The sequence below is a fragment of the Halostella litorea genome (genome assembly GCF_004785955.1).
GTDB classification, from domain to species: Archaea; Halobacteriota; Halobacteria; order Halobacteriales; family Natronoarchaeaceae; genus Halostella; species Halostella litorea.
On sequence record NZ_SJER01000005.1, the window covers coordinates 151,620 to 175,692 of the forward strand.

General features: G+C 65.6%; 26 protein-coding genes and 1 tRNA gene. 18 read left to right on the forward strand and 9 right to left on the reverse strand.

What is annotated here, in order from left to right:
- Position 1: 1 nt before the first annotated feature.
- From EYW40_RS15605 to EYW40_RS15615, 3 genes are all read right to left on the reverse strand, one after another.
- Complete coding sequence (locus EYW40_RS15605) at positions 2-1,150, reverse strand: extracellular solute-binding protein (protein ID WP_135822585.1); 1,149 nt, start codon at positions 1,148-1,150, stop codon at positions 2-4.
- Between the two features lie 42 nt (positions 1,151-1,192).
- A complete protein-coding gene (locus EYW40_RS15610) occupies positions 1,193-2,362 on the reverse strand; it encodes an alpha-1 4-glucan-protein synthase (RefSeq protein WP_135822586.1) in 1,170 nt (389 codons plus the stop codon).
- A gap of 104 nt (positions 2,363-2,466) precedes the next feature.
- Entirely contained in the window at positions 2,467-3,114 is a 648-nt protein-coding gene (locus tag EYW40_RS15615) for a MaoC family dehydratase (protein WP_135822587.1), read from the reverse strand.
- Positions 3,115-3,325: 211 nt separating this feature from the next.
- Between EYW40_RS15615 and EYW40_RS15620 the strand changes: the two genes are divergently transcribed.
- From EYW40_RS15620 to EYW40_RS15650, 7 genes are all read left to right on the forward strand, one after another.
- A complete protein-coding gene (locus EYW40_RS15620) occupies positions 3,326-3,649 on the forward strand; it encodes an AbrB/MazE/SpoVT family DNA-binding domain-containing protein (RefSeq protein ID WP_135822588.1) in 324 nt (107 codons plus the stop codon).
- Positions 3,642-4,115 (forward strand): hypothetical protein, encoded by a 474-nt coding sequence (locus EYW40_RS15625; RefSeq protein WP_135822589.1) that lies wholly within the window; start codon positions 3,642-3,644, stop codon positions 4,113-4,115. The genes EYW40_RS15620 and EYW40_RS15625 overlap by 8 nt, the downstream gene beginning before the upstream one ends.
- Before the next feature lie 38 nt (positions 4,116-4,153).
- Entirely contained in the window at positions 4,154-4,705 is a 552-nt protein-coding gene (locus tag EYW40_RS15630) for a poly(R)-hydroxyalkanoic acid synthase subunit PhaE (protein WP_135822590.1), read from the forward strand.
- Positions 4,702-6,072, forward strand: a complete 1,371-nt coding sequence (gene phaC, locus EYW40_RS15635; RefSeq protein WP_135822591.1) for a class III poly(R)-hydroxyalkanoic acid synthase subunit PhaC — start codon at positions 4,702-4,704, stop codon at positions 6,070-6,072. The genes EYW40_RS15630 and phaC overlap by 4 nt, the downstream gene beginning before the upstream one ends.
- A gap of 129 nt (positions 6,073-6,201) precedes the next feature.
- Positions 6,202-6,945, forward strand: a complete 744-nt coding sequence (locus EYW40_RS15640; RefSeq protein WP_135822592.1) for a beta-ketoacyl-ACP reductase — start codon at positions 6,202-6,204, stop codon at positions 6,943-6,945.
- A 308-nt stretch (positions 6,946-7,253) separates the two neighbouring features.
- Complete coding sequence (locus EYW40_RS15645) at positions 7,254-8,405, forward strand: thiolase family protein (protein WP_135822593.1); 1,152 nt, start codon at positions 7,254-7,256, stop codon at positions 8,403-8,405.
- Positions 8,402-8,764 carry a Zn-ribbon domain-containing OB-fold protein gene (locus EYW40_RS15650; protein WP_135822594.1) on the forward strand — a complete coding sequence of 121 codons (363 nt, stop codon included), beginning with the start codon at positions 8,402-8,404 and terminating at the stop codon, positions 8,762-8,764. The genes EYW40_RS15645 and EYW40_RS15650 overlap by 4 nt, the downstream gene beginning before the upstream one ends.
- A 46-nt stretch (positions 8,765-8,810) precedes the next feature.
- Here the strand turns inward: EYW40_RS15650 and EYW40_RS15655 are convergent, their stop codons facing one another.
- Positions 8,811-9,428, reverse strand: a complete 618-nt coding sequence (locus tag EYW40_RS15655) for a DUF7547 family protein (RefSeq protein ID WP_135822595.1) — start codon at positions 9,426-9,428, stop codon at positions 8,811-8,813.
- Between the two features lie 103 nt (positions 9,429-9,531).
- On the opposite strand from EYW40_RS15655, the gene EYW40_RS15660 reads away from it, so the two are divergent.
- Positions 9,532-10,188 (forward strand): DUF7504 family protein, encoded by a 657-nt coding sequence (locus EYW40_RS15660; RefSeq protein WP_135822596.1) that lies wholly within the window; start codon positions 9,532-9,534, stop codon positions 10,186-10,188.
- Positions 10,189-10,260: 72 nt separating this feature from the next.
- Here EYW40_RS15660 and EYW40_RS15665 read toward each other — a convergent pair whose 3' ends face one another.
- Positions 10,261-10,455, reverse strand: a complete 195-nt coding sequence (locus tag EYW40_RS15665) for a cold-shock protein (protein ID WP_135822597.1) — start codon at positions 10,453-10,455, stop codon at positions 10,261-10,263.
- A 117-nt stretch (positions 10,456-10,572) separates the two neighbouring features.
- Between EYW40_RS15665 and EYW40_RS15670 the strand changes: the two genes are divergently transcribed.
- The 5 genes from EYW40_RS15670 (at position 10,573) to EYW40_RS15690 (ending at position 15,326) form a co-directional block, all read left to right on the forward strand.
- Positions 10,573-12,384, forward strand: coding sequence for an ATP-binding protein (locus EYW40_RS15670; RefSeq protein ID WP_135822598.1), 1,812 nt, complete (start codon positions 10,573-10,575; stop codon positions 12,382-12,384).
- A gap of 42 nt (positions 12,385-12,426) precedes the next feature.
- The gene (locus tag EYW40_RS15675; protein WP_135822599.1) at positions 12,427-12,717 is read left to right on the forward strand and encodes a hypothetical protein; all 291 of its coding nucleotides are present in this window, start codon (positions 12,427-12,429) and stop codon (positions 12,715-12,717) included.
- 42 nt (positions 12,718-12,759) lie between these two features.
- Entirely contained in the window at positions 12,760-13,707 is a 948-nt protein-coding gene (locus EYW40_RS15680) for an AEC family transporter (protein WP_135822600.1), read from the forward strand.
- Between the two features lie 144 nt (positions 13,708-13,851).
- Entirely contained in the window at positions 13,852-14,700 is an 849-nt protein-coding gene (locus EYW40_RS15685; RefSeq protein WP_135822601.1) for an NOP5/NOP56 family protein, read from the forward strand.
- Complete coding sequence (locus tag EYW40_RS15690; protein ID WP_135822602.1) at positions 14,697-15,326, forward strand: fibrillarin-like rRNA/tRNA 2'-O-methyltransferase; 630 nt, start codon at positions 14,697-14,699, stop codon at positions 15,324-15,326. The genes EYW40_RS15685 and EYW40_RS15690 overlap by 4 nt, the downstream gene beginning before the upstream one ends.
- Positions 15,327-15,330: 4 nt before the next feature.
- Here EYW40_RS15690 and EYW40_RS15695 read toward each other — a convergent pair whose 3' ends face one another.
- Positions 15,331-16,110 (reverse strand): DNA-directed RNA polymerase subunit epsilon, encoded by a 780-nt coding sequence (locus EYW40_RS15695; RefSeq protein ID WP_135822603.1) that lies wholly within the window; start codon positions 16,108-16,110, stop codon positions 15,331-15,333.
- 380 nt (positions 16,111-16,490) lie between these two features.
- Between EYW40_RS15695 and EYW40_RS15700 the strand changes: the two genes are divergently transcribed.
- The 3 genes from EYW40_RS15700 to EYW40_RS15710 are packed head-to-tail and all read left to right on the forward strand — an operon-like array spanning position 16,491 to position 18,702.
- Complete coding sequence (locus EYW40_RS15700; RefSeq protein ID WP_135822604.1) at positions 16,491-17,588, forward strand: glutamate--cysteine ligase; 1,098 nt, start codon at positions 16,491-16,493, stop codon at positions 17,586-17,588.
- Between the two features lie 46 nt (positions 17,589-17,634).
- The gene (locus EYW40_RS15705) at positions 17,635-18,174 is read left to right on the forward strand and encodes a winged helix-turn-helix transcriptional regulator (RefSeq protein WP_135822605.1); all 540 of its coding nucleotides are present in this window, start codon (positions 17,635-17,637) and stop codon (positions 18,172-18,174) included.
- A gap of 39 nt (positions 18,175-18,213) precedes the next feature.
- Complete coding sequence (locus tag EYW40_RS15710; RefSeq protein ID WP_135822606.1) at positions 18,214-18,702, forward strand: phosphopantetheine adenylyltransferase; 489 nt, start codon at positions 18,214-18,216, stop codon at positions 18,700-18,702.
- A 3-nt stretch (positions 18,703-18,705) separates the two neighbouring features.
- Here EYW40_RS15710 and EYW40_RS15715 read toward each other — a convergent pair whose 3' ends face one another.
- Positions 18,706-19,014, reverse strand: a complete 309-nt coding sequence (locus EYW40_RS15715; protein WP_135822607.1) for a transcription initiation factor IIB family protein — start codon at positions 19,012-19,014, stop codon at positions 18,706-18,708.
- An 83-nt stretch (positions 19,015-19,097) separates the two neighbouring features.
- Here EYW40_RS15715 and EYW40_RS15720 point away from each other — a divergent pair.
- Positions 19,098-19,181, forward strand: a tRNA-Leu gene (locus EYW40_RS15720).
- Positions 19,182-19,218: 37 nt separating this feature from the next.
- The gene (locus EYW40_RS15725; protein WP_202614568.1) at positions 19,219-20,313 is read left to right on the forward strand and encodes a tyrosine-type recombinase/integrase; all 1,095 of its coding nucleotides are present in this window, start codon (positions 19,219-19,221) and stop codon (positions 20,311-20,313) included.
- A gap of 43 nt (positions 20,314-20,356) precedes the next feature.
- Here EYW40_RS15725 and EYW40_RS15730 read toward each other — a convergent pair whose 3' ends face one another.
- Entirely contained in the window at positions 20,357-21,100 is a 744-nt protein-coding gene (locus EYW40_RS15730; RefSeq protein ID WP_135822608.1) for a hypothetical protein, read from the reverse strand.
- Positions 21,101-21,117: 17 nt separating this feature from the next.
- The gene (locus EYW40_RS15735; protein ID WP_135822609.1) at positions 21,118-23,271 is read right to left on the reverse strand and encodes an HsdM family class I SAM-dependent methyltransferase; all 2,154 of its coding nucleotides are present in this window, start codon (positions 23,269-23,271) and stop codon (positions 21,118-21,120) included.
- Positions 23,272-24,073 lie beyond the last annotated feature (802 nt).

The window sequence follows — 24,073 nt, forward strand, 5'->3', positions numbered from 1 at the left end:
GTTAGACGTCGATTCCGGCGTCTCGCATCAGTTCGAGCGTCGGGCCGATGTCGGAGAGCTTGGTCAGGTCCAGGTCCGGCGAGTCGAGTTCGTCGACCGTCGGGAGCTCCCCGACGGGTTCGACCTCCGGAATGAGCGGGTACTCGAAGGTCGTAGTCGCGAAGTACTCCTGGGCCTCGGCCGAGAGCAGGTGGCGCACGAAGTTGGCGGCCAGGTCCTGCTGGTCGCTCGCGCTCACGACCGCTGCTCCGGCGACGTTGAAGATCGCGCCGGCGTCGCCCTCGGTAAACGCCGTGGCGATCGGCGGGTCGTCGCGGTTGTCGACGACACGCTGGATGTAGTAGTGGTTCGTAAAGCCCGCGCCGAGTTCGCCGTCGGCGATGCGGCGCGCGACCGTGAACTCGTCGGAGTACGGCTCGATCCCCTGGTCGAGCATCCCCTCCAGCCACGACTGCGTGGCGTCCTCGCCCTCGAGGATCCGCATCGCCGTGACGAACGCCTGGAACGAGCCGTACGAGGGGGCCCACCCCATCACGTCCTCGAACCGGTCGGCGTCGGGGAAGGCGCCGATGTCGCTTGGGATGTCGTCCTCGGAGAACTGGTTCGTGTTGTACGGGATGGTCCGCGCGCGGCCGGAGGTGCCGACCCACTCGTTGTCGTCGTCGCGGTAGGCCGAGTCGACCATCGTGGCCACCTCGTCGGGCAGCGTCGCCGCGAGCCCCTCGTCGGCGAGGACGCCGAGCGCCCCGGAGTTGACGGAGAAGAACACGTCGGCCGGGCTGGCCTCGCCCTCCTCGCTGAGCTGGTTGACCAGGTCCGTGGAGCTGTTGTACCGGGGCTCGATCTCGAAGTCGTCGTAGAGGTTCTCGATGTAGCTGACGAGTTCGCCGACGAGCGGTTCGCCGCGCCCGGAGTACAGCGAGAGGGTCCCGCTCAGGTCGGGCATCTCCGCCATGGGCGTGCCGCCGGGCGGGTCCCGCCCCTCCCGGCCGGAGCCGATCAGGCCCGGGCCGTCGCCGCCGCCGTCGTCCTCGTCGCCCGAGAACGCGTCCAGCACCGCGCTACAGCCGGCAGTAGAAGCGATGCCAGCGGCACCCGTCGCCGCGAGAAAGCGTCGCCGAGTCGAGGGGGATCCGTCGTCTTCGCTCATACCTTGATTTAGGCCTGCCTAAAACACTTATACCTGCCGATATCAGTCGTCCGCGGCGGCCACCTGTGGCCGGGTCGCGACGCCGTCGAGTTCGTCGAGACAGGCCAGCCAGTCGTGCATGTACTCCCCGACGTGGGCGAAGAACTCGCCGTTCTCGTAGGCCGACCAGTCGCCCTCGGCGAGCGCGGTCGCCATCGCCTCGAAGACGCCGGCGTAGGAGTCCGCGTCGCCGCCAACCTCGTCGACGACGCGCCAGAGGTGCTCGTTCAGTTCGAGGCCGGGCACCTCGTTGTGCAGGTCGTCGAACGTCGAGCGCGGGGCCTTGTTGTGCTCGCACAGCGGCGCACCGTTGTAGATGCGCTTGCCGAGCACGTCGCAGGCGCGCTTGAGGAACACGCCGCTCCAGATGTCGTCGAACCGGCCGACGTCCCACGGGTTCTCGTCCATCGGGCACTGGTAGAACGCGGGGATCACCTCGCGGCGGAACGCGAGGTTCATCGAGCAGACGGTGAGGTAGTTGCCCCGCTCGGCGACGAAGTCGCCGTCGTAGTCGTCGGCGCTCGTCCGCGTCTGGGCCTGCCCCTGCAGGTCGCCGTCCATCAGGATACGGACGGCGTCGAGGTCGGGCACGTTCGTCCAGAGCCCCTGCGAGGCGACGACGTCGCCGGCCGCCACCTCGGCGGTGTCGGTTTCGACCGTCTCGCCCATCGCGGAGTAGGGGTAGCCGCGCGGGTAGAGGCCGTGTTCCTCGGCGTTCTGGTAGAGGACGTTCACCCAGTTCTCGTCGGAGGCGACGGACTCCACCTCGCCCGCGAACGCCAGGTTCGCCATGTGGCGGCCGAAGAAGTCGTACTCCTCGTGGGGGAGCGTGTCGTCGTCGATGAAGACGCCGTAGTCGAAGTCGCCGGCCCACATGTACAGCAGGCCGAAGCTCGTTTCGGCGTGGCTCGCGGCCGGCACGACGTGGGCGTACTCGCTCACGCCGCGGGCCTCGTACCACTCCTCGCGGCGGCTCCCGTCGAATACCTCGCCGGAGACGCCCTCCTCGTCGAGCATCGCGCGCATCTCGTCGGTGTCACAGAAGTCCTCGGTCACCAGCACGACGTGGAGCCGGTCCAGGTCGAAGCCGTGCTCGCGGGCGTTGTCGAAGTACGACCGCATACACCCGTACTCGCGGATGGTCGGAACGATAACGCAGATGTCGCCGCTCATTGTTCGGTGCCCGGACCTATTTAGGCGAGCCTAAAATAACTGCCTATCCCGCGCTGTCCCGCCCGAACCGGGAAAATCGCCCGACTCGCCGGCCGTCACGCCGGTCACTCGCCGGGCAGGTCGTCGATCAGCACCACCGCCTCGCCCTCGACGACGACGCGGTCGGCGTCCTCGTCCGTGACCTCCGTCGAGAGGCGGAACTGGTCGTCGCCCAGGTCCTCGGTGACCTCGACCGTCGCGGTGACGCGGTCGCCGACCGACACCGGCGCGGCGAACTCCAGGTCCTGGGACAGGTAGATCGTCAGCCCCGGGAGCCGCGCCAGCGCCGCGCTGATCAGCCCCGAGACGAGCGTCCCGTGGGCGATCCGGCCGCCGAAGCGCGTGGTCTCGGCGAACGCCTCGTCCAGGTGGAGGCGGTTGGTGTCGCCGCTGGCCCGCGCGAAGTCGCGGACGTCCCCGTCGTCGACCGTCTTCGAGAAGCGCACCGAGTCCCCGACCGCTATCTCCTCGGAGCGCTCGACGGAGCGCTCGAAGGTCCAGTCGTCCTCCTCGTAGTCCAGCGAGGGGATCGACGGCTCGCGTCGGTTGACCTCCCCGTCGCCGGCGTCGGCCGACTCGACCTCGCCGTCGAACGCCGACAGCGCCGCGCTGTTTGCCGCCGTCGCGCTCCTGATGAACGACCCCGTCATCCGCGCCCACGCGTTCGTCATTGCCGACATCGGCGTCGCCGTCTCCCGCGAGTGCTCACTCATGAACACTCGGCTTTGGCGGTAGACCCCTATGACTTCTTTGGCTGTTCACCCCCGTAGCGGGTACTTGCCCGCCGGTCCGGCCCGGAACCGGCGGCCGCTCCGCGGTTCGACCGGGTCGCGTCCGGGCCTTCCGATCCTTCCTATGTCATTGAATGGTAGCAGATGGTATTCAGCGGAACACTTATCCGTTCCGGGGTGGTATACTGTATCGATGACGGAGGACGACGACCGCGGTGGGATGCCGTGGACGCCAGCGGATTTCGCACGCCAGCTTCAGGCGGCCAGCGAGGACGCCGTCGAGTCCCAGCAGGAACTGTTCGAGCAGTTCCTCTCGGCCAACGCCGGGGGGATGGACGAGCTGTCCAAGCTCGGTCCCATGAGCATGGGCACCGCGACGTTCAAGACCCGCGTGCAAAGCGGCGGCCGCATCAGCATCCCCGACGCGGAGCGCGAGGCCCTCGACATCCAGGAGGGCGACATCGTGCAGACCGTCGTCGTCCCCGTGAAACGCAACAGAAGTGATTCCGATGAGTGACACCACCAACCCCATCACGACCGCATTCGAGTTCCAGCGCACCGCCGTCGAACAGACCCAGAAGGCCACCCACGACGCCCTGTCGGCCCAGAAGGCCGCCGTCGAGACGCTCGCCGAGAGCGTCGAGACGGTCAAGACCATGCAGGCCCAGACCGCCGAGATGAGCCAGGAGGCCGCCCACGCCTACCTCGACGCCCTCGAGAGCACCCTGCCCGAGGACGCCGCGGACTTCTCGGAGCTCCGCGAGGCCGTCGACGACGGCTTCGAGAGCGCCGACGAGTTCCAGGCCGACGCCTGGGAGGCGCTCGACGAGGTCATCGACGAGAACGTCGCCGCCTTCGACGAGTACGCCGACAACTACGTCGACGCCGTCGACACCGCGTTCGACAGCTTCCTCGACGCCCACGAGCAGGTCGAGGGGACCGTCGAGAGCGCCGCCGACGAGTTCGACGCCGCGGCGAACTGAGGCTACCTTTTTCAGGTCACGAACCCATTCTTTCCACAATGACGGATTCACACACACCGAGCGCGACCGCCGAGGGCTGGAACCAGTTCGTCGAACAGATGAACCAGCAGTTCATGGACGCCTTCGAACAGAACGTCGAGGCCCAGGCCGAGTTCGTCGAGTCCTGGACCGAGACGATGGAGGCGAGCGTCGACGACGACGAGATGTCCGAGGGCGTCAAGGGCTACGCCCGCGCCTACGAGGCGTGGATGGACGCCGCCCAGCGGATGGTCGACCGCGTCAACGACGCCGCGCAAGGCGAGGAAGTCGAGGTCGAGGAGTTCCGCGACATCTGGCTCAACACCGCCAACGAGGCGTTCAAGGAGGCGATGAGCACGACGGCCTTCGCCGCCGCCACCGGCGAGTCGGTGAGCGAGGCGCTCGACCTCCGCCAGCAGGCCGACGAGGTCGCCGAGTCGACGCTGCACGACCTGGGCTTCGCCACCGAGGGTGACGTCGTCGAGATCGGCGAGCGGCTCGTCGAACTGGAGCGCCGCCAGCACGCCGTCGAGGGGAAGCTGGACCGGATCATCGAGGAACTCGAAGAATGAACCCCTTCGCCGACGCGATCGACCTCCAGCGTCGCACCTGGGAGAACGCGGCGGAGATAGTCGAGAAGGCCGGTGCCGCGCCCGACGCCGGCGAGACGATCGCCGACGTGGAGGTCGGCCAGACCCCGAAGGAGGTCGTCTACGAGGAGAACAAGCTCCAGCTCTACCACTACGAGTCCCGGACCGAGGAGCAACACGACGTGCCGATCCTCATCGTGTACGCGCTGATAAACCGGCCGTACATCCTCGACCTCCAGCCGGACCGCTCGGTCGTCCAGACGCTGCTGGACAACGGGTTCGACGTGTACCTCATCGACTGGGGCGAGCCCTCGAAGCTGGACGCCTCGCTCACGCTCGACGACTACGTCAACCGCTACATCGACAACTGCGTCGACGTGGTGCGCGAACGTTCCGGGCTGGACAGCATCAACGTGCTCGGCTACTGCATGGGCGGCACGATGAGCGTCATGTACTCGGCGCTCCATCCCGAGAAGGTCCGGAACCTCGGGCTGATGGCGGCCGGGCTCTGCTTCACCGGGGGCGGCGGCGTCCTCGAACTGTGGGGCGACGAGGCGTACTACGACCCCGAGAAGGTCACGGAGACGTTCGACAACGTCCCCGCGGAGTTCCTAGACGTCGGCTTCGCGCTGATGGACCCCGTCGCCAACGGCGTGACGAAGTACGTCCGCTTCTACGAGAACATGGAGGACGAGGACTTCGTCGAGAACTTCGCCCGCATGGAGGAGTGGCTCGGCGACGGCATCGACGTGGCCGGCGAGACGTACGTCGAGTTCCTCCGGGACATCTACCAGAAGAATAAGCTGTACGAGAACGAACTCGAACTCGGCGGGAAGCACGTCGACATCGGGAACCTGGAGATGCCGATCCTCCAGATCGTCGCGGAGTACGACCACCTCATCCCGCCAGAGGCGTCCAAGCCGTTCAACGACGTCGTCCCGAGCGACGACGTGACGACGATGGAGGCCTCGACGGGCCACATCGGGATGTCCGTCTCCTCCAGTTCCCACGCGGAGCTGTGGCCGGACGTCTGCGAGTGGTTCGAGGAGCGCTCCGACGTCGACGATTCCGACGCCGAGGATTCTGATTCCGACGATGAGGCGGCCGCAAACGCCGACTCATCCGAGGACACGGAGCCGGACGACTCCGACGCGACCGCCGACCGCGACCTGGAGGACATCGACGGGGTCGGCCCGTCGTACGCAGACCGCCTCCGGAGCGCCGGCGTCGACAGCGTCGCCGACCTCGCGGCCGCGACCGCCGAGGACCTCGCGGACGACGCCGACGTGCCCGTCAGCGCTCTGGAGGACTGGATCGCGCAGGCGCGGTCGATAGTCGACGACAGCTAGGGCGGGCCGCTCCGGTGACCCGGCCACCGCCCCCGCCGGGGGAATCCTTATGCCGTGACTAGTTGAAAGTGCAACCAGATCCGGAACGGGTAGCCGGCGGACCGACCCGCGTCCGTTCCGGAACCAACCATGAACATGGACGACCGCACCTGTCTGATCACGGGATCGGGGCGAGGCATCGGCCGCGGCATCGCGGAACACCTGGGCAGCGAAGGTGCGAACGTCGTCGTCAACTACCGCTCGTCGGAGTCGTCGGCGCTGGATGCCGTCGACGCCATCGAGGACGCCGGCGGTGACGCCATCGCCGCGCAGGCCGACGTGACCGACCGCGACGAGGTCGACGCGATGCGGGACCTGGTCCACGACGCCTTCGGCCCCGTCGACGTGCTCGTCAACAACGCCGGGATCACGAAGGACACCCGTTTCACGAAGATGACCCGCGAGGAGTGGGACCAGGTGATGAACGTCAACCTCGGCGGGACGTTCAACTGCACGCAGGCGTTCTACGACGACATCTGGAACGCCGACGAGGGCCGACTGATCAACATCTCCAGCATCGTCGGCAAGCAGGGCAACTTCGGGCAGGCCAACTACGCCACCGCCAAGTCCGGGCTCTTCGGCTTCACCCGCACGATGGCGCTGGAACTCGCCGACGGCGGCTCGACCGCCAACTGCGTCGCGCCGGGCTTTACCCGCACGGACATGCTCGAAACCGTCCCCGACAAGGTGCAAGAGCAGATCCTCGCGGAGATCCCGCTGGGCCGCTTCGCCGAGATCGAGGACATCGCCTGCACGGTGCGTTTCCTCGCCAGCGAACACTCCTCGTACATCACCGGCGAGGTGCTGGACATCAACGGCGGGATGGATCTGTAACGCGAGCTTTTGCGCTGCGTAGCGCGAAACACGGCGCTATCGCGCCGCGTTTCGCTTGACTCGGCAAAAGCTCGACCAAAATCACAGCGTCACCACCTCGGGGCGGCATCGCCGCCCCTCGATGGTTCCTCGGACCGCTCGCTCGTTCGCGCCGCTCACTCGCTCGCGGATGCTGTGATCGCGGACAGCCTGCCCTTCCCCGGGTCGGCGGATGGAACCGCCTCCCGGCCGGACGTCAGTCGTCGGTCCCGCCGCCGCCGCGCGCCCCATCACCGAATTATAAACCGGTCCACCATGACAGGGTTCGTATGGAACGCGTAGCGATCATCGGCGCGTCGATGACCCAGTTCGGGCAGCGCGACGCCTGGGTCCGCGAGCTGCTCGCGGAGGCGGGCGAAGCCTGCCTGGACGACGCCGGGGTCTCCGGCGACGACCTGGACCACCTGTACGTGTCGAACATGGCGAGCGGGGAGTTCGAGGGCCAGACCGGCGTCCCGAACGCGCTCGCCCACGACCTCGGTGCGATGCCGGCGTACACGCAGCGCGTCGACCAGACGAGTTCGAGCGGCGGCGCGGGCACCTACGCCGCCTGGCAGTCCGTCGCCAGCGGGGCCAGCGACCTCACGATGCTCGTCGGCGGCGAGAAGATGACCCACCGGACGACGCCGGAGGCGACCGACGTGATCGCGTCGCTGACCCACCCCGTCGAGTACAAGCACGGCGTCACGCTCCCGAGCTTCGCGGGGCTGACCGCGCGGCACTACCTGGAGAAGTACGACGCCCCCCGCGAGAGCCTCGGGAAGGTCGCCGTCAAGAACCACGCGAACGGCGTCGACAACCCCCACGCCCAGTTCCGGAAGGAGGTGGACCTGGAGACGGTGCTCGACTCGCCCATCGTCGCCGACCCGCTCCGGCTGTACGACTTCTGCCCCATCACGGACGGGAGCGCCGCACTTCTGCTCTGCCCCGAGTCGGAGGCCGAGCAGTACGTCGACGACTACTCCGTGATCACCGGCATCGCCGGCGCGACGGACACCCACGTCGTCCACGAGCGCGACGACCCGACGACGATGGGCGGCGTCGTCGAGAGCGGCGAGCAGGCCTACGAGATGGCCGGGCTCGGCCCGGACGACGTGGACGTGGCGGAGCTGCACGACATGTTCACCATCCTCGAGTTCCTCCAGATGGAGGGGCTCGGCTTCGCGGAGCCCGGCGAGGCGTGGCAGGCGGTCGAGGACGGCCGCACCGAGCGCGACGGCGAACTGCCGATCAACACCTCGGGCGGCCTGAAGTCGAAGGGCCACCCGCTCGGCGCGAGCGGCGTCGCACAGGCGTACGAGATACACAAACAGGTCACCGGCGACGCCGGCCCGCGGCAGGTCGACGCGGAGGTCGGCCTCGCGTGCAACGTCGGCGGCTTCGGCAACTGCGTGACCACCACCATCCTGGAGGAACCATGAGCTTCGACGCACACCGATGTCCGAACGGCCACGTCACGTACCCGGGCCACACCGTCTGTCCGGAGTGTGGCGAGGAACAGACCGAAACGGTCGACCTCTCGGACGAAACCGGCGAGGTCGTCACCTGGACGAAAAGCACCGCGACGCCGCCCGGCGTCCGCGAGCCGAACACGCTCGCTATCGTCGAGTTCGACGTGGCGGACGCTTCCGTCCGCGCGCTCGGCCAGGTGACCACCGACGAGGTCGAAACCGGCGACGCGGTCGAACCCGTCCACGTCGATGAACTCCGCAACCCCGACGCCGGTATCCGGGAGCGGGAGAGCCAGGCGTGGGACGGGTTCCGCTTCGATCCGGTCTAAGCGGCGTTTTATCGTCGCTGCGCGGATCGGAATAGTTCGATCCGGTCTAAGTGTCGCCCGCACCGCCGCCACCGTTCCCGTCCCCGCCCTCGTCCTCGTCGCCGTCCTCCCGATACTGGTCGCGCAGCGAGTCGAGTTCCGCGTCCACGTCGACGTTCACGCCCTTCCCGGAATCCTCGTCCTCGAACTCGTCGAGCGTGCGCTCCTCGGCGGTCGCGTCGCGGAGTCGGCGGTCGATCTCCCGGCGGAGTTCGCGGGCGTCCTCAAGCACCGGCGCGGCCGGCGAGTCGTCCGGCAGCCCGCCCGATTCGACGGCGCGCTGGAACTCCTCCAGGGCGCTGTCGACCCGCTGGAGGGTGGCGCGGCTCAGGTCGGCGGCGCGGTCCCGGGCCTCGCCTCCCTGCTGTCGCGCGTCCTCGCCCCGTCGCGCCAGCCGGATCGCCCGCTGGAGCGCTTCGAGCGCGCGGACGTTCGCCTCCAGCACGGCGACGAGCGCCGGGATGGCGGCCTCGTCGGCGAAGCGCAGGAGTTCGTCGGGCCGCGGCGGTCGCGGCAGCCCCAGGGGGCCGCGCCGCGGCTCCACGTCCCCGCGCAGTTCCCGCAGCGAATCGGCGAGGTCCCCGGCGGCGCGGGCAAACTCGTCGTCCGGCGTTGCGTCGCTCATACCCGGCCCTTCGAGCGGACGGACAAAAACGGTCACGACCGGCGAAGCCCGAACCGCCCGGGCCGCAATACTTATTGTATCCTCAACCCGTGTTCCCGAAAGAATGCGACGAGAGTACGGCGGCGGCCCGTCCGAGGGGACGGAGTTCTCCCAGTCGCTCGCAGCGCTGAAGCGGGACGGCTGTAACGTCCTGCTCGTCGGCGACGCGCTGCGGCGGGCCGACCGCCGTGCGTGCAGCCGCCTGCTTGGGGATGACGCGGACGACGACCGGTGCCGACTGTTCGTCTTCACCGACGCGGACGGCGCCCGCGAGCGCCTGCCCGAGGCCGTCGGCGTGGGAACGCGGGCGCTCGTCCAGCACGACGGCGACGGCAACCTGCCCGCCGGGGCGACCGCCGTCGACGCGCGCATGCTCTCGGTGCTCTGCCGGGAGTTCGTCGCGGTCGTCGACGAGTTCGAGGCCGAACGCGGCGGATTAGCGCCGGGGGAGCTACGGGTCTGCGTCGACTCGCTCCGGCCGCTGCTGAACGGCTACGCCTCGGAGAACGTGTTCCGCCTGCTCCACATGCTCTCGGCCCGGGTCAGGGAGGCCGACGGGCTGGGACACTTCCACCTGCCGGTCGCCCGTGACGCCGACGCCGTCAACCTGCTCGAACCGCTGTTCGACGCCGTCGTCGAGGTCAGGGCGGACGGTGGCGGGGCGGAGCACCGCTGGCACCTCCGCGAGTCCGGCGTGTCGAGCGACTGGATCGACCTGTGACCGTCACCGCGGTGCCGTCGCTACCCGGTGTAGAAATACTGTGTTCTATCGCCGATACCCTGCGGCTGCGGCCTACAGGCGCTCCAGGTTCTTCGCCCGGGGGCCCTTGTCGGCCTGCTCTATCTCGAACTCGACCTCCTGACCCTCCTCCAGGTCGGGACCGCCGACGTCTTCCATGTGGAAGAACACGTCCTCGTCCGCGTCCTCTGTGTCGATGAAGCCGTAACCGCCAGTGTCGTTGAAGAAATCGACCGTACCTTTCGCCATTGCAGTTCCAACTGTGACGACCCGCGTATATAATAGTTTCCTGCCGGGCGGATGTGGCGCTCGATGCCGGGAGTCCGGGGGTTCATTACGCTGGGGGGAGAGCCCTCCCACGAGCGAATGAGCGACACCCAACACGTCACCGTCGGCGAACTCCGGGCGACCGACGGGGAGGCGGCCGACGGCCCGGTCGAGCTTCCCGTGGTCCAGTTGCTCACCGGCCGCGGGTTCGTCACGGGGAAGTCGGGCAGCGGCAAGTCCAACACCGCGAGCGTGGTCGGCGAGGAACTGCTCGAAGCGGGCTACCCGCTGCTGATCGTCGACACGGACGGCGAGTACTACGGCCTCAAGGAGGAGTACGAACTGCTGCACGCGGGCGCGGACGAGGAGTGTGACATCCAGGTCGCCGCCGAGCACGCCGAGAAGGTCGCGGCGATGGCCCTAGAGGAGAACGTCCCGGTGATCCTCGACGTGTCGGGCTACCTCGACGAGGACGAGGCCGACGAACTCATCCGGGAGACGGCCCGGCACCTGTTCACCAAGGAGAAGAAGCTGAAGAAGCCGTTCCTGCTGGTCGTCGAGGAGGTCCACGAGTACATCCCGGAGGGCGGCGGCCTCGGCGAGACCGGGAAGATGCTGATCAAGATCGGCAAGCGCGGCCGCAAGCACGGCCTCGGCATCCTCGGCATCAGCCAGCGCCCGGCCGACGTGAAGAAGGACTTCATCACGCAGGCGAACTGGCTGGTCTGGCACCGGCTCACCTGGGAGAACGACACGAAGGTCGTCGGCCGCATCGTCGACCGGGAGTACGGCGAGAAGGTATCGGACCTCGGCGACGGCGAGGCGTTCCTCCAGACCGACTGGACCGAGGCCGACGTGCGCCGCATCCAGTTCCGGCGCAAGCGGACGTTCGACGCCGGCGCGACGCCCGGGCTGGACGACTTCGAGCGCCCTGAACTGAAGTCGGTCAGCGACACGCTCGTCGAGGACTTACAGGACATCACCGAACAGCAGGAACAGCAACGCGACCGCGTCGCGGAACTGGAGTCGAAAGTCGAGCGCCGGGAGGAGCGCATCGCAGAGCTGAAAAGCGAACTGGAGTCGGCCCGCGACGTCTCCGCCGCCGCCCGGAAGATGGCGAACGCCCTCCGCCACGGCGACGTGGAACCCGCCGAGACGGAACAGACCACCCTCCCGACGGACGAGGCGGCGGAACGGGAGCGCGAGCGGGTCCAGGAACTCGAAGCCGAACTGGAGGCGGCCCGCGACCGGATCGAGGAACTGGAGGCCGAGGCCGAGCGGCTCCGGGCGGAGAACGAGCGCCTCGCCGCCCGCGCGGAGAACGCCGAGGTGGCGGCCTTAGAGGAGCGCGTCGAGGAACTGGAGACGGCGCTGGCACAGAAGGAGGTGAAACTGGAGCACTACCGCGACGTGGCGTCGACCCAGTGGGGCGACGACGCCCCGAGCGACGCCGAACCCGCCGGGGCGACCGCCGACGCCGGTGCGACGCGCGCCGGAGCGGCCGGGGACGCCGAGGCGGCGGACTCCGGGCCGGCGGCGTCGAGCGACGCGACCGGAACCCGTGCGAACGGCGGCGCTGCCGGGACCGACGCCGGGGCCGGTCGGGACGGCGCAGCCGCGGGCGCGGACGACGACATGGCGCTGCTCCGGTCGGACCCCGTCAGCCGGCGCATCGCCCTCGCACGGCGGGAGTCGCTGTGCAACGCCGACTACGCCTGGGACGTGCTGACCGTTCTGGCGAGCGACGGCCCGCTCCGCCCCCGCGCAATCGAACCGCGCGTCGACGCCCCGCTCGAATCGGTCCGGAGCCTCCTCACCGAACTCCGGTCCGACGGGCTCGTCACGCGGGACGACGACGGCGCGTACGACTTCGACCGGCCGCGGCTGCGGCGGCTCCGCCGGGACGCCTGAGTCGGCCAAGCGCTTTGTGCCGCCGGGGCCGTAATGGGGGGTATGACGACCGACGTCGACCCGGACGCTCTGCGGGCGCGTGCGCAGGTCACCCACGTCGAGCCGCCGGTGTACGGGCTGGACGAGGCGCTCTGGTCGGCCGAGGACCCCGAGACGGACTGCGTCGGCTACGGGCGCGTCGAGGCCGAGGCGGTCGGCAACCTGGTCGCCGTCGTCGTCGAGCGCGGCGGCGACTCGGCGGTCGGCCACGTCAAGCTCCCGGGCGAGGTGGTCGAACGCACCTGGGAGCGGGAGGAAAACGGCGTGCTTTCGCGGCTCGGCGACCTGCTGTAGGCATTCGAAACCTTTGTCAGGCGGCCGCGTCGGCGGTGAGATATGTCGCTGCTCTCGGCGCTGACGTCCTCCATTCTCCCGGTGCTGTCCGTCGCCGGCGTCGGCTACGCGCTCGGCACGGTCCGCGACGTCGACGTCGACCCGCTCGCGGTCGTCTCCCTGTACGTCCTCTCGCCCGCCCTGGTGTTTCACAGCCTCGCGACGACGCCCATCGCCGGCGGCACCGCGGCGACGCTGTTCGTCGCGGTCGGTGCCTTCACCGTCCTGATGATGGCCGCCGCGGAGGGGTTGGGCCGCGCGAGCGGCGAAGGTCGGCCGACGCTCGGGTCGCTGGTGCTCACCAGCAGCTTCCCGAACGCGGGCAACTTCGGCATCCCGCTGTCGGCGTTCGCGTTCGGGGCCATCGGCCGGAGCACCGCGGTGCTTTTCATCGCCGCCCAGTCCGTCCTGATGTACACGCTGGGGGTGTACGTCGCCTCCCGAAACGGGGTCGGGTCGACCCGGGAGGCGGCGCTGAAGGTGTTCAAGCTCCCGCTCATCTACGCGGTCGTCGCGGCCGTCGCGGCCCGGGCCGCCGGCGTCGTTCCCGCGGCCGGGACGCCGGCGATGGAGACGCTCAAACTGACCGGCGACTCGGCGATCCCCGTAATGTTGCTGTTGCTCGGCATCCAGCTCGCCAACACGTCCTCCGGGACGCCCACGCGGCGCGTCTCGCCGGCGGTCGCGCTCAAGCTGTTCGTCGCGCCGGTCGTCGCGCTCGGGGTGGCGCTCGCCGTCGGGCTCGACGGCTCGATCGGCCGGGTGTTCGTCCTCGAGTGTGCGATGCCCGCCGCGGTGACGCCGCTGATGCTCACCGTCGAGTTCGGCGGCGACGCCGACGGCCTCTCGGCCGCCGACTACGTCAGCACGGCCGTCCTCGTCACGACGCTGCTGGGCACCGTGACGCTCACCGTGCTGATCTGGCTGTTGCAGTCCGGCGCGGTGCTGTGAAACGGTAGCCGTCCCCGGCTGGAGGCGAGAAGAGCCGGAGCGGGGTTTCGGATCGGTCAGAGCTTCGGGTTCGAGTTTGGAGCGGCTGTCGCTCCCGGCACGAGAAGGGTGACGAATATACAGGGCCGGGGTCAACAGTCGGGCATGACTGACGGATCTACGGACGCCGGCTGGTTTCGCGACGTGGACCCCGGCGACCCGGAGGCCGCCCGCGACGCCATCGAAAACGGAAGCGCGGCGACGCCCGACGACTGGCCGGCCCTGGCCGTCGAGGCGGGCGTCGCCGCCGACGAGGCCGAGTACTACGACCGCCTCCGAGACGCGACGCTCTCGGCGACCGCGGCGGCGGTCGAGACGGCCGAGCGCGCCGACGACAGGCAGCTCGCCCACGCGGTCCGCGCGATGGACGACTGCGAGCGGACGGCGAACGAGCTCGCCGAGCGCGTCGCGGAGTGGGCCGGCACGCTGTTCGAGGACGCCGAAGCCGGCGTCGACGGCGCGCTCGCCCTCGTCGAGCGGGAGCCGGACGGCCCCGCCGAGCGGCGCGTGGTCGGGCTCGCCGAGCGCGTCGCCGGGCTGATAGACGAGCGCGACGCGCTCCGGGAGTACGTCGAGCGACAGGCCGGCGTCGTCGCGCCGAACCTCGCGGCGCTGGGCGGCCCGGTGCTGGCGGCGCGGCTGATCGCCCTCGCCGGCGGGCTGGAGTCGCTGGCGAAGATGCCGAGCGGCACCGTGCAGGTGCTCGGCGCGGAGGACGCGCTGTTCGCCCACCTCCGCGGCCGGGCCAGTTCGCCGAAACACGGGATCATCTACACCCACGAGTACGTCCGCGGCACCGCGCCCGACGAGCGCGGGTCGGCCTCGCGGGCGCTGGCCGGGAAGCTGACCATCGCCGCCCGCGTCGACCACTACTCCGGCGAGCGCAAGCCGGAACTGGACGAGCAACTGGACGAACGCATCCGGACCATCCGGGCCCGGGGTGACGGCGAATGACGCTCCCCGACGGCGTCGAGCGGCGCGCGTTCGACGGCGAAGAGCGGCTCGCCACCCGCGGACCGCCCGTCTACGGCGAGCCGACGGACGGCGACTGGCGGCTCTGGGACGCCCGGCGCTCGAAGCTCGGCGCGATGCTGGAGGAGGGGATGGACGTGGGGCTGGCCGGCGGCGACGCGGTGCTGTACCTCGGGGCAGCCAGCGGGACGACGGTCAGCCACGTCGCGGACTTCGCCGGCCCGACCTACGCCGTCGAGTTCGCCGCGCGGCCCGCCCGCGACCTGCTCGACGTCGCGCGGGCGCGGGACCGCCTGTTCCCGCTCCTGAAGGACGCCCGCAAGCCGGAGACGTACGCCCACGTCGTCGAGAGCGGGCTCGACGCCATCGTGCAGGACGTCGCGACCCGCGGCCAGGCCCGCGTTGCGTCGGAGAACCGTCGGTTCCTCGCGGACGACGGCCGCCTCGTCGCCGCTGTCAAGGCCCGGAGCGAGGACGTGACCGGCGAACCGGCCGACGTGTTCGACGCGGTGGTCGCCGAGCTAGAGAAGACGTACGAGATACTGGAGACGGCGCGGCTGGAGCCGTTCCACGACGACCACCTCGCCGTGGTCGCGCGGCCGCGGTAAGGGACTACTCCTCGGGCCGGGCGTCGCCCGCCACGCCGGCCGGGCCGTCGGCGTCGCCGGCCGCATCGCTCGCCTCGTCCCGGATCGCCGGGTGGCTCGGGTCCCGGTACGGCGACCGCCCGAGAACCGCCCCGTGGAGATCCTGCTCGTCGAGCTGGTCCCGGAGCGTCCGGTGGAGCCGGTTGACGCCGATCGTGTCGAGGCCCTGCGCGTCGAGCAGCTTCTCGTACTCGGGGTCGTCCGTGATCGACTCGAAGCGGTCGTACAGCGACTCCAGTTCGTCGGGCGAGCGCTCGCTCACCCACTCGTCGTCGTGGAGGCCGAGGCGACGCTGGCGCTCCTCGTCGACGACGTGGCGGATGACGACCAGCGCAACCTTGCCGATGGCCCGTTGGCTCCCGAACGCCGTCAGGTCGAGTTCGGTCATGATCCCGAGCGCGCGGTCGCGCTCCCAGGCCGTCAGCGACAGCGTGTTGCAGAACGCCTGGGTGATGCGCGCCTTCTCCAGGCGGTGCATGCGCGCGCTGTGGCCCTGCATCGCGGGGTGTTGCTCGTCGTGGAGCCGGCGGAGGTTCTCGCTCACGTCCCCGCTGCCCCCGTCCCCGCGCCCGATCAGGGTCGCGCTCGGGGAGACCACGTCCCAGCGGCGGAACCGCTCGTCCTTGACCGCGTCGACGCGCGAGAGCGCGCCGTCGCCGGGGCCGGCGCTCACGTCGCGGCGCGGCCGTGACGTCTGTCTGTCGCGGTCCGTGGGAGGTCCCGTCGAGGGGCGGCCGCTCATCATCACGTCCACCCTTCGTTCGCGGAGCTATACAAACCTGTGGCCTGACCGGCGACTAGCGAGTCAACGTACGCGAAAACGAAACCGGGGACCGTCCGCGTCCTCCTCACTACGAACCCTTGTGACGAGAAGCACTTAAAGGACCGCGGGCGAACCACCTTCCGCGGTCGTTCGACGAAGCCAGCGCTCGCCGGTCGAGACCCCGCAGAACTCCTTCACTATGACCCGTTATCGCGAGACGCACTTAAAGCGACGGCGGCGGAGCGAGGGCGACGCCCACGGCGGCGACGGTGCGTGACCGCCGAAGGCCGCACGCAGACCCCGTCACAGCTACCCTGCCGACTCCGTTCCCTATTTATTCGCGGGTTCCGAACGCCCGTGCGATGGACCAGGGCGACGCCGAGACGTTCGACGAGCTTGGGACGCTTGGGATAGAGGAGGAGTTCTACGTCGTCGACGAGGACGGTCGCCCTACGTCCGGGACCGACGACCTGGTGTACCGGTACGACCCGCCCGAGATACTGGCGGACCGGCTCGACCACGAGCTGTTCAAGTGCGTCATCGAGACCCAGACGCCGGTCATCGAGTCGCCCGACGAGGCCGCGGAGTCGCTGGTCGCCGTCCGCGACGCGCTCGTCGAGCACGCCGAGCGCCACGGCTACCGGATCGCCGCCGCGGGGCTCCACCCCGCCGCGAAGTGGCGCGAGCTGGAACACGCCGAGAAGCCACGCTACCGGTCCCAGCTCGACCGCATCCAGTACCCACAGCACCGCAACACGACCGCGGGGCTGCACGTCCACGTCGGCGTCGACGACGCGGACAAGGCGACGTGGATCGCAAACGAGGTCCGCTGGTACCTGCCGCCGCTGCTCGCGCTGTCGGCCAACTCGCCGTACTGGAACGGGTTCGACACGGGCCTCCAGTCGGCCCGGGCGAAGATATTCGAGGGGCTGCCGAACACCGGCATGCCGACCGCGTTCGAGGACTTCGCCGCCTACCGGGAGTTCGAACAGCGGATGATCGAGACCGGGTCGATCGAGGACCGCGGCGAACTGTGGTACGAGGTCCGGCCCCACACCGCCCACGGCACCGTGGAGGTCCGGACGCCCGACGGGCAGGCCGACCCGGACCGCGTGCTCGCGTTCGCCGAGTACGTCCGCGAACTCGTGCTCGACCTGGCGGCGCGCTACGAGGACGGCGAGGCCCGCGACGGGCCGGACGGACGACTGCGCCGCGAACTGCTGGACGAGAACAAGTGGCGCGCGATCCGCCACGGCCACGACGCCGCGTTCGTCACCCGCGACGGCGACGGCACGGTTTCCCTCGGCGAGGTCGTCGACCGCGAGGCCGACCGCCTCGGCGTCGACGGGATACGGGACCTCTACGACGCCGAGAGCGGCGCGGCCCGGCAGCGCCGCCTCCGCGAGACCGAGGGGCCGGCGGCGCTGCGCGAGTCGCTGGTGATCGGGGACGCCGGGTGAGCAACGCTTTTCACCGCCCGGGTATTTCGTCCTTCACGAAAGGACAATGTCCGACGAGAGCGAACACACGGACGTCGAGGACGTAGCGACGGGCGAGAGCGGGGCGGACGGCGACGCGACCGCCGACCGCGAGACGACGAGGGACCGCGCCGTCGAGGGGTTCGACCAGGGGATCGTCGACCTGCTCTCCTGGGTGCTGGACACGGAGACGCGGGCGCGGATCTTCGTCTACCTCCGGCAGAACCCCGGGAGCACGAGCGAGGAGATAGCCGAGGGGACCGGCCTGTACCCGAGCACCGTCCGGGAGGCGCTGGCCGAACTCCACGACGAGGAGACCGTCACGCGCCGGAAGCGCCAGAGCGAGGGCGCGGGGAACAACCCCTACGAGTACACCGCCATCGCGCCGAGCGAACTCGTCTCCGGCGTCGTCGAGCAGGTCCAGAGCGAACTCAACACCGTGTTCAACCTCGACGACCACCTCGACGGCGCCGGGAACGGCGTCGACGACGATGCCGACCCGGTGACGATCACCGTCGAGGACGGCGACGCCGACGAGGACGCCGAACCGGACGGAGCCGAATCGTAACCCGACTCTTTTAAGCACCGGGCACCGCTTTGGGTGGGTATGAAGGTAGCGCTGGGTGGGACGTTCGACCCGGTGCACGACGGGCACCGGTCCCTGTTCGACCGCGCGTTCGAACTGGGGGACGTAACCGTCGGTCTCACCAGTGACGAACTCGCGCCGAAGACCCGCACGGAGGACCGGTACGTCAGGCCGTTTTCCGAACGGAAGGCCGACCTGGCGGCGGAGTTAGACGAGTTCGCGGAGCGGTACGACCGCGAGTACGAGATCCGCCGGCTGGAGAAGCCGACCGGCATCGCCTCCGAGGAGCCGTTCGACTACCTCGTCGTCTCCCCCGAGACGGCCGACGGGGCCGAGCGGATCAACGAGATCCGCCGCGAGCGCGGGTTCGAACCGCTCTCGATCGAGGTGGTCGACTACGAGCGCGCGGCGGACGGCGACGTCATCTCCAGCACCCGCATCGTCCGCGGCGAGATAGACAAACACGGCAACCTCACGCCCGAGCGCGACGGGCGCGAGCGCCGCGACTGACGCTCACCACCCGGGCGGCTCCAGTCCGGCGGTCTCCAGCACCGACTTCCAGCGCTGTTGAATGCTCAGCCGCGAGACGTCGGCCGCCGACGCGACGGCCCCCTGCGACCGCTCCTCGCCGGCGATGAGCGACCCGGCGTAGAGGCTGGCCGCCAGCACCGTCCGTTTCTCCCCGCCGTCCTCGCCGATGGCCGTCAGGAACAGGTCCGTCGCCGTCGACCGCGCCTCCGCACCCAGGTCGAGTCGGTCCGCGACCGCGTGGAGGTCCTCGATGTGCTCCTCGTTGTCCACCCGGTCCCGCGCTCGGTACATGGCCCGCCGTACGGCGGGTTCGGTCTTAAGCCTCCGGTTCGGAACGACAGGTATTTTTCGGGGACGGGGGTACGTGGGACCGAGCGCGGGTAGCCAAGCCAGGAAACGGCGCAGCGCTTAGGACGCTGTCTCGTAGGAGTCCGCCGGTTCAAATCCGGTCCCGCGCACTTTCTACCTCCCGTTTTCGGTCTGTCAGGACCACCAATGAGCCTCGAAAAACCAAATACGCTGAAACGCTGTGACGGTTTTGATTCGGATATGATGGAGCCGAATAGAACGATTACAATAGTCCGGAAGGACCAACGCGAGTTTCTAAACGATAAGGCCGTCGTGGACTACTACGAATACCGCAAACCGTTCCTAACGTACCTGCTTCGAATGGGCAAGAACCCAGAGAAGGCGAAGGGGTACTCCCCCTATACGGTCAGTAACACAGCAAACCGGACTGCACGCTTCGATAAGTGGGTGTGGGATAACCGTGGCGGCTACAAAACACCCCCTGACGAAGATGATGCTAAAGCCTACATGGAGAAAGTCGCGTTCCGAGACGTTACTGAATCCACGAAGGGGAAAACGCTCGGAGCGCTCGGGCGATACTCGAAGTGGCTTCAACACAAGTACAGCCGAGATGAGTGGGAGTTTAGCTGGAACTTCCAGTCTGGCGGAGGTAATAACGGCCCGCGCGACTACTTGACGAAGCCGGAACGTCGGAAGATTCGGCAAGCTGCACTTGGGAAAGACGGCACTCCCAACTACGGGATTGACAGCGACCTTCTCGAAGCCGACCCAAACAGTTGGAAATTCACGTCTCTCGTCTGGACGAGTCTCGATGCCGGCCTTCGCCCGGTGGAAGTTGGTGACGCTCGGGTAGGGTGGTGTGAACCCGAGAACGGTCTGCTACGCATCCCGAGAGAGGATTCAGCCAAGAACGAGGGGAACTGGACGGTGGGTATTACCGACGGGACAGCAACCGCCTTGGCACAGTGGATAAATGAGAGAGCGGACCACCCAAGATACGAAGACACCGACAAACTCTGGCTTACACGTCACGGCAACCGCTATGGTTCTAACGAACTGAGCCGGATACTCAAAGATTTGTGTGACCGCGCTGAAATCAGTTACAAGAACCGGCAGATGTCGTGGTATGCAATCCGTCATTCGGTTGGGACTCACATGACAAAAGAGCGAGACCTTGCCGCTACTCAGGCACAATTACGACATGAGTCGGTGAAGACCACACTCAAGTACGATAACGTGCCTGTCGAAGACCGACGTGATGCATTGGATAACATGGGCTAAACCGCCAACTCGACTACATCACTCTCGTATCAAAAAAAAAATCCTACATCATCTGTTTTAACGTTACTAATTCGTTAACTAATAGCGGATACAACTGTTTCAGTAATTCATCCTGGTGGTTTTCGGAGATACCAAGAACGGACAGAATTTTGCGGTCAATTTTTCTCCTCGGTTCGAATCCGTCACCAATCTTCTCGTATGCGGCCGGGTACTCTTTCTCAAGTGCGTTCTCCTCTTCTTCGGATAGGAGGTTGTTATCTATGTTCCTCGTGATTTGTTCAATTAACGCAGGAAACTCAACGTTTGAGACCTCCTCGAACACTTCAAGTAGTGCGTTTTCCTCCTCTTCATCGAGTTTACCCGGTTCAATTAGGTTGAACTCAGAGACCAAGTAGCCCTGATAACTTGTCCAGCCGCCACCGCCGGGGAGTCGTGATGATAACATTTGTATGAGGTGGAAGGAACTATCAAACCAAATAGAAGATAGTTTGGCTTCCCTATCAGATAGGTTATCCACACACCACATACGGTGGAAGACTCTTTTTGGGTCAGTATAGTACGCGAGATGCCGCGTTCCAGGTGCAGTTAGATTAATTCTGTAGTGCAGACCGAGAGATGACTGAGTTCCTTTGATATGTTTCTTCCATCCATCAGGCATATCATCACCATCCGCCCACGTAATAAAGTTATTATATCCATTAAATCCATTATCAATAATTGTAAATTCATTTAAGTTGCTTACATCAAGTTTATTCTTCTCAGCATACCTCAAAAAGTAGTTTTCCATAGAATGAAGGGGTATATTTATTGTTTTTCCATTTTGCGATGCTTTGCTGTTAACGTATCTTCATCTACTTCCGCAGTAACCCAATGGTCAGATGGTTGTTTGAAACTCGATGGGTCAATAATTGCACCACTCTGCCAAGGGGTACTACTCCCGCCACGAGAGAAGTCTAGCCCTTTCTCGTCTATAGTGGTGATTTTATCTGAGTCCGTGATTTCGTACCATATATTAAACAGGCCGTGGTTCTCGATTGAAAGAGGTGAGAAGAGATTATTCGGTGTGAGCGTGTCTTGTGGGAACTTTCGGAGAGTGAAATTATGACCACTCTCCTCGGTCATACCGCCGTCGGATGGCGAAGTCAACCGGGTGTCTACTGAACGGATTTCTTCGGGGTCTACGTCCAGACTATCGAGGTACACATAATCGGTAACTGGCGACTCTTGTGTTCCTTTCTCGGCCACCAATAGAATTTCACGCATATCTGTATCTTCTGATAGGTTGATTTCGTCATGTCGGGCGATAATATACTGGATATTGTATTCCTGAAGTAGCATCTCACGGACACCGGAATCGGACGATTTCGTGAGAATTGAGGCCGGGAGGACAGCGGCAAGGGTCCCGCCACTCTTGAGAAATTTGTCTGCGAGGAACATAAAGTAGGAACAGAAACTCATCTTCCCATGAAGTTGGCCCTTGCTGTCGCGACGGGAGAATCTGTTACTTAGGTCGCTCTTATAACCATCAGAGAAGCGGGCGATAGATTCCTGCCGAGAGTACGGAGGATTCATTATAACCGTGTCCACCAGTTTGAGTTCCATTTCTCGCCCCGCTTGAGCGTCCATAGCGATACTTCCTGCCTCAATTTGTTCGTCTGATGTGTCGGACGAACTTCCACCAGCAAAGTCTCCAAGACCCCGCTGACGGCTCGATTCTGGAAGGACAAAAGAAAGTTGGTCAATTGTGTCGCCGGGATTGAGCGTGGTGCTGTCTTCAATACCAATGTTGACCTCATCTGTCTCGTAGACCGGTGCTTGAAGGGCGAGATGGATACACGAGAGGTGGGCGGCAAACGGCATCACGTCGATGCCAGTTAGGTCATGTTCAACGAAGCGGCGATGGTCTTCTTCAGTAAAGTTGTCCATCAGTCCCCGTTTCCTCATATACGATGCGGCGAGAAGCGTGCCGCTCCCGCAGGCTGGCTCCAAAACAGTCTCGTCAGAACTGTCTATTGCGAGTTCTGCGAGAATTTCTGCGGGCTTACTTTTAGTATAGTAAGCCGCGACCTTCTTTCGAGCCGAGACTGGAATAAGTTCGTGGAAGACCTTGCCAAGCACGTCGTGATTGATTCTCTCAGGACTTAGCGCATAGATTGATTTGATTGCATCTTTGAGGATGGTGAGCGAGTCAGGAGGAAGTTCCTCGGCTATTCGAAAACTGTAAACTGGGGTGTAGTCATCTTCGAGTACCCTATCGAAGTAATCAACCAAATCAGACGGCGAAGTCAGGTTGTCGATGTCAATATCTGGGTATGGCTTGTTGGCACTCAGAACTCTATAGAACGTAATCTGATTAACCAGCAGAAACCCCGCCGCTTCCCGAGCCGCTTCTTGTTCCTCTTTCTCGTCAGGTTCGGCCCCCAGTACGTTTCGAAACAGATTCTCTTCCGGGGCAGTCTCGAGTTCTTTATTAAGCGTATAGGCGGCCTGTCGAAGAACGTCCACAACCTGCTCAGGGTCTGCCTCGGGTGTCTTATGCTGGCCTATATTAGAGTTAATCCAGACAGGGATTTCCTCCAGAGACAGGGTATCCATATCTGTCTCTTCCCCACGGCGTAGGAACGCAACTTCATATTTATGACCGCCAAGGATGGATTCAGTTTTGTTTTCTCCCAGCCGCGACTGAGCACCTTCGTCCTTTAATTCATTGGGGTAAGAGATTAAAAATGACCCCTCAATTCCCGCTAGTTGGCTGTAATCACGGGCTTCGCCAAAGCCTTTCCACTTGTTGTCTTCCCACTTACTCTCTCCAACGAACGTCCCTCCATTGGATATTTGTAAATCCGGTTGAGAGCGGGTTGATGGTCCAGAGATGGAAATCTGGGTACGGGCATCAATCCCATTGTCCCGTAGATATTCCGCCATAAGGTCAGTTATACTGTCTTCGGTAGCCGACATATTAGAGAATCTTACTCTTAGGCCTCATAAATGGTGGTAGTCCATAACGTCAACTGGAGAAGAACCCGGTCAGGATACAGTAATACTCCGACTGGCGCAACACCCAACGTAAAACAGTCCCGATTGCTGTTGCAGAGCGAAATTTCCGAGCGCGACGTACATCTTGACCTGCAAACTATTGATTTCCCAACCAACCGTTACCTTACACCGAATTTCGAAACTGACGGCCCGCGACCCACCCTTATTTGTGTTTGCACACCTCCCAACGTTCATGTGTTCTTACTTGGAACGAACCTACCGCAATGAGCGATGACCAGGAATCTGGTACAGAATATCTAAGTGAATCGTTCGGGTAGCTTGTCGGTATCCTTCAGGACAAAGACGTACTGTCCGATGAAGAGGTAGAGTACATTACCGAGGGTGAGTGGCCCGACGAAGATTAACGGTAGAGCAATGCCGAGATGACTATGCGCTACACCACAGAAACCAACCTCCCGGCTATCAGCCGTCTCTCTACTCCGTGATATGTACATCCCAGTTACCAACCTGCTGGTAGGCCGGGGAACAGGCAAGCCGGTGGGTCGGTAAAGTGGTGGTTTTCTGCTTCGTAGCACATAGTCATCTCCCCCCGCTCCGCTACGCGGGCACACCCCGACCGGCCCGGAACCAGTCGCGCGCGCTGGCCCACGCAAGCGCCGCACCTTCAAACAATGCCTGCGGTGGGTCGGGCTGTCCCTTCGCGTAGAAGTCACCAACTGGTAGGTGTGCCAGTTGCGAAGCGAGATACTGCGCTCCCCTGGTA